16 protein-coding genes and 1 riboswitch are annotated in these 16,049 nt (G+C 57.3%); of the genes, 7 read left to right on the top strand and 9 right to left on the bottom strand.

Going from position 1 to position 16,049, the window contains the following annotated elements; all coding sequences use genetic code 11:
- Positions 1-13 precede the first annotated feature (13 nt).
- The 4 genes from ACR3EG_RS02420 (at position 14) to ACR3EG_RS02405 (ending at position 2,444) form a co-directional block, all read left to right on the top strand.
- Positions 14-940, top strand: a complete 927-nt coding sequence (locus ACR3EG_RS02420) for a carbohydrate kinase family protein (protein ID WP_480482598.1) — start codon at positions 14-16, stop codon at positions 938-940.
- A 15-nt stretch (positions 941-955) separates the two neighbouring features.
- Positions 956-1,621, top strand: a complete 666-nt coding sequence (locus ACR3EG_RS02415; RefSeq protein ID WP_480482596.1) for a D-lyxose/D-mannose family sugar isomerase — start codon at positions 956-958, stop codon at positions 1,619-1,621.
- Between the two features lie 96 nt (positions 1,622-1,717).
- Positions 1,718-1,963, top strand: coding sequence for a hypothetical protein (locus ACR3EG_RS02410; RefSeq protein WP_480482594.1), 246 nt, complete (start codon positions 1,718-1,720; stop codon positions 1,961-1,963).
- A 10-nt stretch (positions 1,964-1,973) separates the two neighbouring features.
- Positions 1,974-2,444 (top strand): hypothetical protein, encoded by a 471-nt coding sequence (locus ACR3EG_RS02405; RefSeq protein ID WP_480482592.1) that lies wholly within the window; start codon positions 1,974-1,976, stop codon positions 2,442-2,444.
- Here the strand turns inward: ACR3EG_RS02405 and ACR3EG_RS02400 are convergent, their stop codons facing one another.
- From ACR3EG_RS02400 to ACR3EG_RS02360, 9 genes are all read right to left on the bottom strand, one after another.
- Complete coding sequence (locus ACR3EG_RS02400) at positions 2,445-3,614, bottom strand: acetate/propionate family kinase (protein WP_480482590.1); 1,170 nt, start codon at positions 3,612-3,614, stop codon at positions 2,445-2,447.
- Positions 3,607-5,001 carry a bifunctional enoyl-CoA hydratase/phosphate acetyltransferase gene (locus ACR3EG_RS02395; RefSeq protein WP_480482588.1) on the bottom strand — a complete coding sequence of 465 codons (1,395 nt, stop codon included), beginning with the start codon at positions 4,999-5,001 and terminating at the stop codon, positions 3,607-3,609. Before ACR3EG_RS02395 ends, ACR3EG_RS02400 begins: the two co-directional genes overlap by 8 nt.
- 6 nt (positions 5,002-5,007) lie before the next feature.
- Positions 5,008-7,422 (bottom strand): DUF3141 domain-containing protein, encoded by a 2,415-nt coding sequence (locus tag ACR3EG_RS02390; RefSeq protein ID WP_480482587.1) that lies wholly within the window; start codon positions 7,420-7,422, stop codon positions 5,008-5,010.
- Positions 7,423-7,433: 11 nt separating this feature from the next.
- Positions 7,434-8,234, bottom strand: a complete 801-nt coding sequence (gene fabI, locus ACR3EG_RS02385; RefSeq protein ID WP_480482585.1) for an enoyl-ACP reductase FabI — start codon at positions 8,232-8,234, stop codon at positions 7,434-7,436.
- A gap of 131 nt (positions 8,235-8,365) precedes the next feature.
- Complete coding sequence (gene glnT, locus ACR3EG_RS02380; protein ID WP_480482583.1) at positions 8,366-9,694, bottom strand: type III glutamate--ammonia ligase; 1,329 nt, start codon at positions 9,692-9,694, stop codon at positions 8,366-8,368.
- 71 nt (positions 9,695-9,765) lie between these two features.
- Positions 9,766-11,094 (bottom strand): FMN-binding glutamate synthase family protein, encoded by a 1,329-nt coding sequence (locus ACR3EG_RS02375; protein ID WP_170789331.1) that lies wholly within the window; start codon positions 11,092-11,094, stop codon positions 9,766-9,768.
- Between the two features lie 11 nt (positions 11,095-11,105).
- A complete protein-coding gene (locus ACR3EG_RS02370) occupies positions 11,106-11,789 on the bottom strand; it encodes a protein GlxC (protein ID WP_480482581.1) in 684 nt (227 codons plus the stop codon).
- 1 nt (position 11,790) lies between these two features.
- A complete protein-coding gene (locus ACR3EG_RS02365; RefSeq protein ID WP_480482579.1) occupies positions 11,791-12,684 on the bottom strand; it encodes a class II glutamine amidotransferase in 894 nt (297 codons plus the stop codon).
- Between the two features lie 181 nt (positions 12,685-12,865).
- Positions 12,866-13,513 carry a helix-turn-helix domain-containing protein gene (locus ACR3EG_RS02360; RefSeq protein WP_480482577.1) on the bottom strand — a complete coding sequence of 216 codons (648 nt, stop codon included), beginning with the start codon at positions 13,511-13,513 and terminating at the stop codon, positions 12,866-12,868.
- A 126-nt stretch (positions 13,514-13,639) separates the two neighbouring features.
- Positions 13,640-13,843: riboswitch (cobalamin riboswitch) on the top strand.
- A 102-nt stretch (positions 13,844-13,945) separates the two neighbouring features.
- Here ACR3EG_RS02360 and ACR3EG_RS02355 point away from each other — a divergent pair.
- From ACR3EG_RS02355 to ACR3EG_RS02345, 3 genes are read left to right on the top strand one after another with little or no spacing between them, the layout of a single operon-like run.
- Complete coding sequence (locus tag ACR3EG_RS02355; RefSeq protein WP_480482575.1) at positions 13,946-14,302, top strand: DUF1636 family protein; 357 nt, start codon at positions 13,946-13,948, stop codon at positions 14,300-14,302.
- A complete protein-coding gene (locus tag ACR3EG_RS02350) occupies positions 14,302-15,105 on the top strand; it encodes an ABC transporter ATP-binding protein (RefSeq protein WP_480482573.1) in 804 nt (267 codons plus the stop codon). The genes ACR3EG_RS02355 and ACR3EG_RS02350 overlap by 1 nt, the downstream gene beginning before the upstream one ends.
- Positions 15,102-16,049, top strand: a complete 948-nt coding sequence (locus ACR3EG_RS02345) for an ABC transporter substrate-binding protein (protein WP_480482571.1) — start codon at positions 15,102-15,104, stop codon at positions 16,047-16,049. The genes ACR3EG_RS02350 and ACR3EG_RS02345 overlap by 4 nt, the downstream gene beginning before the upstream one ends.

Raw genomic sequence — 16,049 nt, 5'->3', positions numbered from 1 at the left:
GAAAGGTCCCCGAATGATCTTGTGCTGCGGTGAAGCGCTGATCGACATGATCCCCGCCCCGACCACCGACGGTGGGCAGGGTTTTGTCCCCCATTCCGGCGGGGCGATTTTCAATACCGCCATCGCGCTGGGTCGTTTGGGCGCATCGGTCGGAATGCTCACTGGTTTGTCCCGCGATATGTTCGGGGATCAGCTTGCCGACGCCCTAACCAACAGCCACGTAGATCAGACGCACGTCATTCGCTCGGATCGTCCAACGACTTTGGCATTCGTACAGTTGAAAAACGGCCACGCGACCTACTCGTTTAACGACGAAAACTCGGCGGGCCGAATGCTGATGCCCGAAGACATGCCGCCGCAGTTGGCCGGTGTTACGGCCCTTTATTTTGGCGGGATAAGCCTTGCTTGCGAACCCTGCGCTGATGCCTACGCTTCGGTTCTGGAGCAGCATGGTTCTGACCGCGCCGTTATGCTGGACCCTAACATCAGGCCGGGATTCATCAAGGATGAGTCACGGTATCGAACGCGGTTGAACCGGATGATCTCGCAGTCGGATATTGTAAAAGTATCGGACGAGGATCTTGATTGGATCCTTCCCGGACAAAAAGGTACCGATGACAAAGCCCGGCGATTGCTACAAGACGGACCTAGCGCCGTGATTGTAACAAAAGGCAGCGATGGGGCTTCGGGCTATTTGGCAGACGGAACAGAAATATCGACACCCTCCAACCCGGTCGAAGTTGTCGATACGGTAGGCGCTGGCGACACGTTCAATGCAGGCGTTCTTGCAGAGTTGCAGAATTCCGGTCACTTGACCAAGTCAGCCGTACGCCATCTCACAACTGATACGCTAGGCGCAGCCCTAATCAAAGGAGCACAGGTTGCTGCGATCACTGTATCACGCGCCGGAGCAAACCCACCATGGGCGCATGAGCTTTGAGCTGAAGAGGCACAGATGAAACGATCTGAAATTAATTCCATCAAATCCGAAGCAGAGGCATTCATTCACTCTTTCGGCGCCGTATTGCCTCCGTTCGCCACGTGGTCGCCTGACCGTATGCGCAGCGATGATGCGCAAGGGATTCGAGACCGTGGTCTGGGCTGGGATATCACCGATTACGGGCAAGGCCGGTTTGATGAGCTGGGATTATTCCTTTTCACCTTGCGCAACGGCGACGTGACCGATCTGAATAAAGGCCGGGGGATGCTTTATGCCGAAAAGCTGTTGGTGTCCCGCGACAAACAGCTTTCGCCGATGCATCGCCACATTATCAAGGCCGAAGACATCATCAACCGCGGCGGCGGCGATCTTGTGATGGAGATTTATGCGTCGGACCCGGATGGTGACATTGACCGCGATAATCCTGTCGTCGTCCCCAGTGACAGTTGTCCTGTCACCATCAAACCCGGAGAGCTATTGCGCCTGCAACCGGGAGAAAGCGTTACGCTAATGCCCGGGATATGGCACGCCTTCTGGGCGGAAAAGGGCGACTGCCTGATCGGTGAAGTCTCCACAGTTAACGACGACCGCACGGACAATGTATTCGAAGACCCTATCCCGCGTTTTGCAACGATCGAAGAAGATGTTGGGCCTGACTTCTTGCTGGTATCGGATTACTAGCCACATAAGTCCGTTTTACTAAACGGAAAAACCCGGTATCATTCTCAGGCGCACTGCAAAGCTGTGATAATGTGTCAGCGGTGAAAGGGCCCGAGGATGGTAACAAAAGCCGAGTTGGAAGCAGAAGTTGCGGAGCTCCGTCGACAACTGGCCGAAAGGTCCCAGACTGAAAACCCTGCCAGAAGCGAAAGCGTAACTGAACAGATATCGGAAACGCTGGATCAATGGACCTCGCAGATTGACGAGGTGCTGACGGAATTTGAGGATATCCCTCATAAGAAATCGATTATGTTTGCCATCGGAATCTTCGCGGTTGGCTACCTGATGGGCCGTTCCCGGTAGGAGACCACGCATGAGCCGCATATCCCGAAATATTTCGATCATCCTGCGCGCCGAACGCCTGATTGCGCAACGGCAGGTTGCTGTCGCAGCGAAACGAACCGGCATCTACGCCGCGGCAGGATTTGCCATCGGTCTGGCGGTAGTGATGCTGAACATAGCCGGCTTCTTCTGGCTTTCGGCGACGCTGACCAAACCTGTGGCTGCTCTTATTCTGGCCGGGCTTAATCTGGTACTCGCCGTCTTGCTGGCATTGATCGCGAACTCGATGACTGCGTCGACGGATACAACCGCAGCCGTCGAGCTGCGCGATATGGCCCTGCAGGACATCGAGGTTGAAATAAAAGAGAACCTGACCGAAGCGCGAAATGTTGTCTCGGGCGTCCGGCGCGATCCAATGGGCGCGCTGACGCCAGAAATCGTCAGTGCGCTGTTGGGTTCCGCGCTCAAGTACGCGCGGAACCGCAAGACGAAAGCAGATTGATTACATCATCGCTGCAGCGGCCCGCGCAATCACCATCTCTTCATTCGTTGGGATCGACAGAATTCGGACTCGGCTGAAATCGGTCGATAGAACTGTACCGCCATCTGCATTGCGTGCGTGGTCCATATCAATTCCGATCCACCGCATCCCATCACATACCATTTGCCGAATTGGGGCTGAGTTTTCGCCAACACCACCGGTAAAGACCAGTGCATCAATCCCCTCCAGTGCGGCCGACAACGCGCCCAACTCCCGACGGATGCGGAACACGTAATAGTCGATGGCTTTGCGCGCATCGGGCGTATCGGCGGCCAACAGAGTCCGCATGTCCGAAGAAATACCTGAAAGACCCAACAGTCCTGACTTGCGATACAGGACTTCGGCGATTTCATCGGCAGACATGCCATCTTGCTGCATCATGTAAAGCACAACACCGGGATCCAGTTGCCCGCTGCGCGTCCCCATAGGCAAACCATCCAACGCCGAGAACCCCATAGTCGATGCAATGGCACGCCCTCCGGACACCGCGCACATTGAAGCACCGTTGCCTAAATGCGCGATAACCACTCGTCCATCGTAAAGACCCGGTGCGATCTCTTTCAGCTTTTGTGAAATGTAGTCATAGCTAAGTCCGTGAAAGCCGTACCGACGCACACCTTTGTCATAATAGCTTTGCGGCAGCGCGAAGGTGTCATTGACCCACGGGTGTGTACGATGGAAGGCGGTATCGAAACAAGCGACCTGCGTCGTGTCGGGGAAAGCCGCACTGGCGGCACGAATGCCCGCAAGGCTGTATGGTTGGTGCAGCGGCGCAAAGGGGATAAAGCTGCTGAGAGTATCAATAACAGCGTCGTCGATGCGAACAGGCTCGGAATATACGGTGCCCCCATGCACCACGCGATGCCCGATCGCACGGACATGAATGTCAGGCAGATATTCCTGCGCCAGTTCCAGAAACGCATGGATTGCTTCGTCATGGCTTTTGGTATTGCTCAAAGGCCGGTCTATCGACCGCCCACCAGCGGATTGCGCCAGCAGACGCGGCGCGTCGCCCAAGCGTTCAATCTGTCCACGCCACCGCATACTGGGGCGATTTTCATCCACCAGTTCATACAGCGCAAACTTGAGCGAAGAAGAGCCGGCGTTCAATGCCAGAACATGATCAGCCATGGATTTTGCCTTTGGTTGCATTGGCGTGCAGCGCTGCCACTGCACAAGATGCCAGGCGCGACGCGTCGTCGTCTGACCGGGACGTCAGGATAATGGGCGCTGCTGCCCCTAGAACGATGCCAGCGGCCTCGGCATGAGAGATAAAAGTAAGCTGTTTCGCCACCATATTTCCGGCCTCGATATTCGGAGCGACCAGAATGTCCGCAGCGCCGCCGACCTCGGACGTAATACCTTTGGTTCGTGCCGCGTTCAGGTCAACCGCGTTGTCCATCGCCAGAGGGCCGTCGACCAAACCGCCTGTGATCTGACCCCGTTCGGCCATCTTGGACAGCAGCGCTGCGTCTACTGATGAGGGCATATGAGGGTTTATCGTTTCAACCGCCGACAACACCCCAACTTTCGGGGTTTCGATCCCTATCGAGTGCGCCAGATGAATTGCGTTCTGGACGATATCTGCCTTGGTCTCGAGGTCAGGCGCGATATTGACTGCGGCATCCGTTACCATGATCGGCCGCGACATGCCCGGTACGTCCATCACGAATACATGCGACAGTCGCCGCCCGGTCCGCAGCCCCTTTTCCCGACGCAGAACCGCGTGCAACAGCTCATCAGTATGCAGATACCCCTTCATCAAGGTTTCCGCCTTTCCTTCGACCACCAGGTCTACTGCCTTATGCGCAGCTACCCCATGGCTGGCGGCTTCGACGATCTCGATACCTGTCAAATCGGCACCCAGTTCGGCTGCAGCGGCTTCGATCTTGCCTCGGTTCCCCACAAGTATGGGCGTGATGATGTTGTTGGCATGGCCCAGCAAGGCACCGCCAAGCGAATTGGCATCCTCGGGGGCGACAACCGCTGTTGGCATCGGATCAAGCGGGCGCGCCTTTTCCAATAGCGCGTCGAAATGGCGATGGCGCTGAACAACAAGACCCGGAACTTCGACCGAGTCGAACTCCATGTGTTGGGCGGGTGGCGTTACCTGAACACTTCCGCTGAGGACCAGAATATTGTCGCCAACGCGGTGCACTTCGGTTGTGCAGATCAGATCGCCGTCTTCCAGCTTTTCCGCGACAGTAACAAAGGCCGTCAGCTCATCCCCTGCCAAGACCGGAACATGAAAGGCTAAATCTGCACGTCGGGTCTGCGTCCCTGCGCCCGGCAGAATATTTCCCAACACCGCCGCCACGAGGCCCGCAGGCCACAACGCAGGTGCAACCGCTTCGGGCCGACCGTCGCCATCGCCATCATAAGCCGCCAGATGCAACGGGTTATGATCACCTGATGCCGAGGCAAACGCGTACAGGTCGTCGACTGTACACAGTCTGGTCAATTGCGCCTCATCGCCAACTTCCAGTTGCGAAAACGTTCGATTTTCGAGGATTTTCATTCTGTATCAACTCTGCTTGATTTCAGCAGGCCGCTTTGCAGGTCTGCGAGTCTTTGATGTTTGAAGTGCCGCTGTCTTAGGCTCTGGCGCAGGCAGGTCAAGCACTTGTCGCAAGTCTCGAACCATAGCTATCAGCTCGGTTGTAGGTTGCGGAATATCTCCAACAATCCTCTCGATCAGATCAACAGCTTTGCTGCGCTCTTCCTCGGCGGGTAATAGATCAGACAAACTGTCGAGGGCGCTTTGTTCGTCAAACGTCGTTATGATCGTCTGTTCGTGCAAAAGGCGGCGACGCTGTTCAACTGTCAGGTCTTTGAACGGGTCCTCATGTTTAAACACATGAGCCCAACGATCCAATATTTCCGAGCGAAAACTCTGATTGCTGTAGGCCAGCAGGATCAACATGCGGACGACAGCTTCGGCGACACCCCCTTGTTTCATATGGGCCAAAGCGGCCTGCACTTCGGGAAGGGCCTTCAGTCCTTCGGGGTCTGGCAAGGTTCGATGGGCCGCATTTTTTCGCCCAAACCACGTCGCCACCGGACCGCCCCACATAGAAAAGAACGCGGCTTCGTACCAGGCATCGCGCAGGTCCCGGCCCAGGTCCATCATCTGCTCGATCCAGTCCCCTGTCAGTTTCTCCAATTGCAAAAAGGGATTGTCCTGCGCAGCAACCAAGCGATTTTCCTTGGCCAAGTCAGCGGTCATTTTCACGGGCAACATCGTAGGCTGAGCAGAAGACGCCAACGCACGTTGCTGCCGCAAAGGATGAAGATCTTGCAAAGCCTGACCCGTGGTTGGCGTAACAGCAGATTGCACGAAAGGGCGGCCAAAGGTTTCGTAGATATTTGCCTGCGTTTCCGACATATGCGCTACAGCAGCAAAACATGTCTCGTCCTGCTGCCCGTCATCCAGCGCTGCCACATCTTTCAGTGTCCGCTCCAAAAAGCGGACTTCGAATTTCTTGTCGAGCCCCTCGCCCTCGACGTTTTCGATCTTCATCTCATAAAGCCCCGGCGCCATGGCTTCGACCGTTTCAAGGGTCGAGGCAAGCTCGGTATGCTCTTTCCGGGCGACCTTGGACGATACGAAAATACCCAGATGCCCGACTTCGTCGTGCAACATGTAAATGATCCGCTGACCGCGCAGGCGGATTTCTTCTTCGTCGGTATAGGTTGCGGCAATCCAGTTCAGCGCCTGTTGAGGCGGTGTGATATTGTCGCCCTGGCTGGCAAAAACAAAAATCGGGCCCTTCACTGCCTTGATGTCGATTGGCACGCCGGGCTCCAGCTGCGCCGTGTTCTTGACCAAACGATTGCCCACAAACAGCTGCTCGACGATCCAGTGGATTTCGGCTTCGTTCAAAATGAAGTAACCACCCCACCAGCGTTCAAAGTCCAGAAACCGCTGGCGGCCGCCTTCGGGATCACGATAGAGATCAAAGTACTTTCCAAAGTAATTCCGGCTGGGGTTCAGTTGTTCGAAATTCATCACCAGATTGGCACCGTCAAACTTGCCGGCACCCAGATCGGACCAAAACATCGGCTGCCATGTCCCGCCCAGAACTCCGGCATTGTACCGCATCGGGTTTTCCCCGACTTCGCCTGACCAAGGGGCAATCGGCGCTCCGTTCAGCACAAGCGGGCCCGTCAAATCGGGGTTGCAGGCCGCCATGATCAACGTGGCCCAACCGCCCTGACAGTTACCCGTGACAACAGGTTGAGGGCTGTTGGGATGGCGAGCGCTTACCGTTCTGACAAATCCAGCCTCGGCATGCATGACATCGGCGAGGGTCTGGCCCGGCACCGGGTCACGACCAAAGCTGACAAAATAAACCGGGTGCCCTTTGGATAGCGCTACCCCGACCTGACTGTCGGTTTTAAATCCGCCTATTCCACCACCGTGGCCCGCCCTTGGATCAATGATCACATACGGGCGTTTGGTGTCGTCGATTTTGACACCTTCAGGCGGCACGATCTGCAACAGCTGGTAGTTGCAAGGCCGCTTGAGCTGCGCGCCATCCACCACAACTTCGTAATCGTAAACCAATACGGGTGGGCACCCGGCAGCTTCGTGTTCAAGGAAAATATCGCCGCGCTCACGCAGCACATCCATCGTCAAAGCGACACGCTGGCTTGCGTCCTTCAGGTAATCCGCCCAATCCTTCGCAATAAACGATGAGCCAGCAATTCGCGCAGACGCGTCTGCAATGCCTTGAAGCAGGTTTCGCGTGCGCTCGGAGTGATCCGTCGCGATTTTACTGGATTGCAACGCAGCTGACTTTGACAGCAAGTTCCATTTGACCTGCGATTGTTCCAGCGCATTTTCAACGGCACTAAAGGTTGTGTCATTTGCGACGGCTGCATCGCGGGCCATATCGGCCCCGAACTGCAGAGACTTGGAATGTGTATTCGGTATCATGAGGACATCCTTTAACCGACGATACTGTATCCGCCGTCGATGGGATGGACCCCACCGGTGACGTTGAATGCTTCGCGACTGGCAAGAAAAGCGGCATAGGCACCAACATCCTCGATCGTCGCCAAATGGTGCGTGGGTGCTCGGGCGGCGGCATCTGACAGCAGGGCATCGAATTCAGCCAGCCCAGAGGCAGCCCGTGTTTGTAACGGGCCAGGCGACAAGGCGTGAACCGAGATATCCTTTGGCCCCAGCTCTGCAGCAGCATATCGAACAGCAGCTTCAAGCGCCGCTTTGACCGGGCCCATGATATTGTAATTCTCGACGACCCGGCTGGCACCCAGAAACGAGACCGTCATGCAGGTGCCGCCATGATCCATCAATGGCTCTGACAGACGGATCATCCGCAAGAAAGAATGGACCGAGATATCCATGGCCAATGCAAACCCCTCGGCCGAGCTGTCCACAACGCGACCATGCAAATCATCACGCGGAGCAAACGCGATCGAATGCACCAGTGTATCCAGCCGACCCCACCGCGCGCCAATCTCATCAAACAGCGCCTGCGTCTGGTCTGGTTTTCGGACATCCAGCGGCATAACGATTTTTGCCCCGACCTGATCCGCGAGGCCTCGCACATGCGGTTCGGCCTTGTCATTGAGATAGGTCAATGCGACCTCGGCCCCCTGCGCATGCAGGGCGCGGGCACAACCCCAGGCAATCGACTGATCATTGGCCACGCCAATAACCAGCGCTTTCGTTCCATCCAGGCGGAACATGGTGCCGATCCTCTCGTTTTTTCTGCGCTGCAGCATAGGCGATTCCACCCAAAACCACAAAGTTTACGCTACGGCATAGCGTCCAAAACCGCCCATGCCGCAGCGCCGCATAACAAGAGAATGTAACAACCGCACAAGAGTTGTGCTGAATATCGGCGGGTTGCCAATCAGATGTCTAAAGTGTGCTCTTTCTCCCAGCGTGAGAAATGGCTGACGAAGGAATTCCATTCCTGATGCTTCATCTTTAGGTAGGCGCTGGAAAATTCGTACCCCATAGCCGCCTTCAGCCCCGCGTCACTGTCATAGGCGCGCAGCGCGTCCAGCATGTTCAGCGGCAGTTTCGGTGCGTCGGTCACGGTGTGACCCTCAGCATACATGTCGATATCATGACGCGGGCCGGGATCGGCTTTGGAGCGCAGCCCAGACAGCCCCGCCGCGATGATCACCGCCTGCAACAAGTACGGGTTCGCGGCCCCGTCCGCCAAACGCAGCTCGAACCGGCCCGGACCGGGCACGCGCACCATATGGGTGCGGTTGTTGCCCGTCCACGTGACGGTATTGGGTGCCCAGGTCGCGCCCGACATGGTGCGCGGGGCATTGATGCGTTTGTAGCTGTTCACCGTGGGGTTGGTGATCGCAGCCAACGCGCTGGCGTGTTTCATGATACCGCCGAGGAAATGCTTGCCCTTCTCGCTCAGGCCCACTTCTCCGGTGGGGCCGTCGCCTTCACCCGCGAATACGTTGGTCTTGGCCTCAGCCCCCGGTGCATCCCAGACCGAGATATGGGCGTGGCAGCCATTGCCCGTCAGCCCCTCGACCGGTTTGGGCATGAAGGTGGCGCGAAAGCCGTGTTTCTCGGCCACGGATTTGGTCATGAACTTGAAGAAGGAATGCTTGTCGGCGGTGCGCAGAACGTCGTCGAATTCCCAGTTCATCTCGAACTGGCCATTGGCGTCCTCGTGGTCGTTCTGATAGGGACCCCAGCCCAGATCCAGCATATAGTCGCAGATCTCTCGCACCACGTCATAGCGGCGCATCACGGCCTGTTGGTCGTAACAGGGCTTGGCGGCGGTATCGAACGGGTCGCTGATCTGTTCTCCGTCGGGGGTCAGCAGAAAGAACTCGGCCTCGACCCCGGTTTTGACATGCAGCCCTTCTGCGGCGGCCTCGTCGATCAGACGGCGCAGAACGTTGCGCGGGGCTTGGGCCACATCCTCGCCCTCCATCACGCAGTCGGCGGCGACCCATGCAACCTCGGGCTTCCACGGCAGTTGAATGACCGAGGACGGATCAGGCACCGCCAACATGTCTGGGTGCGCCGGGGTCATGTCCAGATAAGTGGCGAACCCGGCAAAGCCTGCGCCTTCGACCTGCATCTCGGCGATGGCTTGTGCGGGGACCAGCTTGGCCCGTTGTCCACCGAACAGATCGGTGAACGAAATCATGAAGTATTTGACGCCTTTTTCCTTGGCGAAAGCTGCCAGATCTGTCGTCATGGTCGGCTTTCCTTTCCCTGTTGAACCCAAAAGAAAAGGCGCGGCCCCGGTCAGGGTCGCGCCCGCTTGTCTCAGAACCCCGGCTTGCCCGGATACCACTCTGTCCCCGCCAGAGGCACGCGCGCCATGGCGGCAGCCTCCATCGTCAGGGCGCACAGGTCTTCGGGCTCCAGATTGTGCAGATCATTGTGGCCGCAGGCGCGCGCGATGGTCTGCGCCTCAAGCGTCATGACCTTAAGGTAGTTCCGCAGACGCCGCCCGGCCTCGACCGGGTCAAGACGCGCGGCCAGTTCCGGGTCTTGCGTGGTGATGCCCGCCGGATCGCGGCCCTCGTGCCAGTCGTCATAGGCCCCGGTGGTGGTGCCAAGCTTCTGATACTCGGCCTCCCATTTCGGGTCGTTGTCCCCCAGCGCGATCAACGCCGCCGTACCGATAGCCACCGCATCCGCACCCAAGGCCATCGCCTTGGCCACATCCGCACCATTGCGAATACCGCCCGAGATCACCAGTTGCACCTCGCGATGCACGCCCAGATCCTGCAACGCCTGCACGGCGGGGCGGATACAGGCCAGCGTCGGGATACCCACATGTTCGATGAACACATCCTGTGTGGCCGCGGTACCGCCCTGCATCCCATCCATCACCACCACATCGGCCCCGGCTTTCACCGCCAGCGCCGTGTCGTAATAGGGGCGCGTCGCGCCGACCTTCACGTAGATCGGCACCTGCCAGCCGGTGATCTCGCGCAGTTCGAGGATCTTGATTTCCAGATCATCCGGGCCGGTCCAGTCCGGGTGCCGACAGGCGGATCGTTGATCGATCCCCTTGGGCAAGGTGCGCATTTCGGCCACGCGGTCGCTGATCTTCTGACCCAGCAGCATCCCGCCGCCACCGGGTTTTGCGCCCTGACCGACTACAATCTCGATTGCGTCTGCTTTGCGCAGATCGTCGGGGTTCATGCCATAGCGCGAAGGCAGATACTGATAAACCAGTTTCGAGGAATGACCGCGTTCCTCGGGCGTCATACCACCGTCACCGGTGGTGGTCGACGTACCGGCAGCTGACGCTCCGCGACCCAGCGCCTCTTTCGCGGGGCCAGACAGCGCACCGAAACTCATGCCTGCGATGGTGATCGGGATATCCAGCTGGATCGGGTTCTTGGCAAAGCGCGTGCCCAGCGTCACCGAGGTGTCGCAGCGTTCGCGATAGCCCTCCAGCGGATAGCGGCTGACCGAGGCCCCCAGAAACAGCAGGTCGTCGAAATGCGGTACCTTGCGTTTCGCGCCGCCGCCGCGAATGTCATAGATGCCCGTTGCTGCCGCCCGCCGGATTTCCGCATTGACCGGGTTGGAAAACGTCGCAGACTGTATCGGCATCGTGCGTGGTGTGTGATCGTCCATAACCGTCTTCCTCAGTATTCTGCCGCGTTGTCGACATCGAAATTGTAAAGCTGCCGAGCCGAGCCATAGCGTTTGAACTCTTCCGGCTTGGCATCCGCGCCCGCGCGCTCCAGCAGGTCTTGCAACAGGGTCAGATGTTCGGGACGCATCTCTTTCTCGACGCAATCAGCACCCAGACTTTTGACCGAGCCGCGCACGAACAGCCGCGCCTCGTACAAGGAGTCCCCCAACGCATCGCCCGCATCCCCACAAACCACCAGCGTACCCGCCTGCGCCATAAAGGCAGACATATGACCGATATTGCCATGCACCACGATGTCGATCCCCTTCATGGAAATACCGCAGCGCGAGCTGGCATTGCCCTTGATCACCAACAACCCGCCATGGCCCGTCGCCCCGGCATATTGGCTGGCGTCGCCTTCGACGATCACCGTGCCCGACATCATATTCTCGGCCACGCCCGGCCCGACCGAGCCTTCGACCCGAACGGTCGCCTGCTGGTTCATCCCCGCACAGTAGTACCCGGTCGAACCTTTGACCGTGACCTCAATCGGGGCATCCAGACCGACGGCGATGGCATGGCTGCCCTTGGGGTTCTGAACCTGCCACTGGGTCTGGTTTGTCTCGGTGCTTTGGGCCTGAAGGGCGGCGTTCAGCCCACGCAGGCCCTGTTCGGCAACATCATAGCTCTGCATGTCAGTGGCTCCAGAAATAGACGGTTGCGGGTTCGGGTTCCCAGACGCGGGCATCCTCGATTCCCGGCAGGTTGACCAAGGCGCGGTACTCGCTGCCAAAGGCCACATATTGATCGGTCTCGGCCATCACCGCCGGTTTGCAGGCGATGGGGTCGCGAACCACGCCGAACCCATCCTTGGTTCCGACCACAAAGGTAAAGAACCCGTCGAGATCCTCAAGGCTGCTTTCCAGCGCCTCACCCAGAGTGGCCCCGTTTTGCATTTTCCATGTCAGATAGGCCGCGCCGACCTCGGTATCGTTCATGGATTCGATCCGAACGCCTTCACGCATCAGCTTGCGGCGCAGGGCGTTGTGGTTGGACAGCGACCCGTTATGCACCAGACATTGATCCGCGCCGGTGTTGAACGGGTGTGCCCCTTCGGTGGTGACGGCGGATTCAGTGGCCATGCGTGTATGGCCGATCCCGTGGCTGCCGGACATCGAGGTCAATTGGAACCGCTCCGCCACCTCCCGAGGCAATCCCACCTCTTTATAGATCTCGATCGCGTCACCGTCGGACATGATCCGAAGGCCAGGGCGCAATTCCCTCAGGGCCTGCCGCGCAGCGCCGACTTTGTCGTTGGCCATGCTCAGAACCGCATGAGTGTCATTGCGGCCCAGGCTGACAGGGCTGGTCAAGACGTCGGCCAAATCTTCGGCCAGAGTCTGAAAATCCGCGTCCGGATTGTCGGATTGCACGGTGAGCTTTGCCTGATCTCCGACGGGTCCATAAATCGCGATCCCGGCGCTGTCCGGGCCGCGATCCGTCATTGTGATCAGCATATCTGTCAGCATCTCGCCCAGTTGAGGCTCGAGCGTTTTGTCCTTCAAAAAAAGGCCGACAATTCCACACATGTGTCAGCTTCTCCTGTGTTGAGTTGGGCAGACGCTAACACCTGAACTTTAGGTTATCAACAAAGGGAAATTAATATTCATATGGGGAATATTTTCGGCTATCTATTTCCCCCGCATTCAAAAATCACGGACAGCAACCCCGCAAAACCTCAGCAGCGGGTTATCAATCGCCGAATCGTGACTAACGCGTCTGCGGATATGAGATGATCGACAGGTAGCGGGCTGGCAGTTTGCGCAGCACCTCGGGTCCATGCGGTGCGTCCGCATCAAAGAACAACGTATCCCCCGGCTCGAGCAGATAAATTTGATCGCCGTGTCTGTAATCGACTTCGCCTTCAAGCATGTAGAGCATTTCAATTCCGTCATGCTGGAACGTCGGGAAAGTGTCGGACTTTTCCGTCAGCGTGATCAGATAGGGTTCAACCACAACACCGCTGGCATTAGACCCCATATGACCCAAAAGGCTGTATTGATGGCCTGCGCGTGTCCCGGCCCTCTCTGTTTCAACGCCCTTTCCCGCTTTGGTGTGGGTTGCGTTTCGGGTTTCTTCAAATCTGCGGAAAAATGCAGTGATCGGCGTGCTTAGGGCATTGGCCAGAGATTGCAGCGTCGTCAATGAAGGCGATGTGTATCCGTTTTCGATTTTTGACAGCATACTGATGGACAACCCGGTCAGCCCCGACAATTCCGCAATTGTTACGCCCTGCTGTAACCTCAACGCGCGGATTTCCCGACCGATCGCCGTTTCGAGGTTCTTTTCACCGGGGTCCCTGACCTTGTGTGGATCCTGAGAAAACTGAGGTTTGGACCTATCGTTTGATGCTTTCACCAACCTATCCTTAACGCCTTTCGCTTCGTCGTTATCGCCTGCAATTTTCCTGAAGGGAAACATATTTTCAAAACTATATTCCTGCGCAACCTCCGGTGATTTGTGTTGACCGGCGATCTGATCTCGGGCAGTGACGCATTTGATGGTTCCCTGGGGCATGCTCCAGCGGTGAAAAGGGAATACGGTGAGGTTTAAGTGCCAAGTCCGTAACTGCCCCCGCAACTGTAGGCGGTGAGCGAAGCCAATATCCCACTGACATGAATAATGTCGGGAAGGGTGGCCAAGCCTCGACCCGCAAGTCAGGAGACCTGCCATCGCAACCGAAACCAACCCGGGGCGGGGCGTCCTGGAAGGAGGCTTGATGGTACCTCGTATGCCTTTACGCGCGACCGCGTTTCAGTACGGCCCCAGTGGCCGTGGAACAGGCGCTTGATGGCCGAGCCCACTGATCATTTTCTTCTGATCTGCGCGACCTGTCAGGGTCTGGAGGCAGCGCAGCACATTGCGGATGCCTTGTGCCCTGAATTGCCTGAGGGTTTCGCAGTGCGCACAGTAGATTGTATGGCTGGATGCGATCACCCGGTCACTGTCGGATTTCAGGCCCTGGGAAAAGCCCAATACCTGTTTGGTGATATCGGCACCGAGCAGGAGCTGAATGCTCTTGCCCAATTCGCCACACAATACCTGGGCAGCGCAACTGGTTGGACAAAGGCCACAGACAGGCCTGCGCCTCTGATAAGCAAGACATTGGCGCGCATGCCGGCGTTGGCTGTTCGAGGAGCTCGATGATGAGCAGACCCTTCCTGCAGGCGCGTGGTGTAGCCTACTATTCTTTTCACGGTGACGTTCTGTTGCAGGACATCTCGTTCGATCTGGAAGAGGGGTCGGTTCTGGCCATTGCCGGTCCGAATGGCGCTGGCAAAACCACTCTGCTGAACTTACTATGTGGCGCTGAAGCTCTGTCTGAAGGCGACGTTCTGGTGCAAGAGCAGAGCTTGAAGACATTGTCAGCGACGGAGCGCGCCCGAAAAATTGCCGTCGTTAGTCAGCAGGAATATCCCGATGGGCGGTTGCATCTGCGTGACTATGTGGCACTTGGGCAAATTCCAATTCGCTCGGACCGCTCCTCTGAAGATCACGCAAACGACTTGACGCGAATTCTGGACCTGACCGGCCTTTTGGAGCTTGCCGACAAGCGCATGGCAGTGTTGTCGGGTGGCGAACGTCAGCGCGCCCATATCGCGCGTGCGCTGGCACAGAACCCTACACTTTTGTTTTTGGACGAGCCGACGAACCATTTGGATCCCGACGCCAAAGGGCGGATGTTGTCGCTGGTCGCTGGACTGGGGATAACCGTCATAATGATTGTCCATGACATTGTCATGATCCCCGAATTCGCCACCCATGTCGCGTTGATGAAATCTACCCGGCTGACCGGCTTTGGCCCTGTTTCCGAGGTCCTGACGACTCAACATGTGCGCGACACGTTCGGCGTCGACTACTTATTCTTTCAGCACGACGGTCGGATGATCCCCGCGCTGGACATACGAAAAACCACTGTTTCCCAACCCTCCAGGAGATTTCCAAAATGAAACATATCTTGTCCGTGGCTCTGGTTATGGCCATGGCGGGCGGTGTTGCTGCGCATGAAGTGACCGTAGACAATTGTGGTGAACCGTTAGTGTTTGAAACCCAGCCCGAACGGTTGGTCGTACATGACATGAACATGACCGACATGGCCTTTGCGCTGGATCTGCAAGACAAAATCGTCGGCCTCACGGGCATCACCGGCTGGTACAAAACCAGTCCTGAATTCGACACGCTACGTGGAGATATCCCCGAACTGGCACCGAAATATCCATCGGTGGAAAATATTGTCGCGGTAGAACCCGATCTGTTCTTCGCCGGCTGGTACTATGGAATGCGTCCCGGTGGTGATGTAACGCCAGAAACACTTGCCCCGTTCGGGATCAAAACCATGATCCTGACTGAAAGCTGCGTTCATTTGCATAAAGACCGCCCCGAGGCCAGCATGGACCTTTTGTTTGACGACATTCTGCGACTGGGCAAAGTCATGCATGTCGAAGACAAGGCCGAAGCGCTTGTATCTGGTTGGAAGGATGAACTGACCGCAATCGAGGCACAAACCGCAGACTTACCGAAACCTCGAGTGTTTCTGTTGGATGGCCCGGCGGACGCTCCGTTCACTGCTGGGAAATACGCAATCCCCAACGCTATGATAGCAGCGGCGGGTGGTCTCAACGTTACCCGTGATATGGACACAAGCTGGGGTCGCACGTCATGGGAAACCGTGGCAGCCGCGAACCCTGAGTTTTTAGTGCTGTTGGACTATCAAACCGGAAACGGAGCCGCGGATACGTTCAGGTTTCTGCAAGAACATCCTGTGATGTCACAAACCGACGCGGTCAAAGACGAGCGCTGGATCGGTTTGCGGTACGAAGAATTGACCCCTGGGCCGGCAAACATTCAGGCCATCGCAAAATTGGCAGCAGCCATGCGCACGGGTCTGAACTGA

Source organism: Ruegeria sp. AM7 (assembly GCF_056535965.1).
Note: the sequence above shows the minus strand (reverse complement) of the source record. Positions and strands in the feature narration are given on the sequence as shown.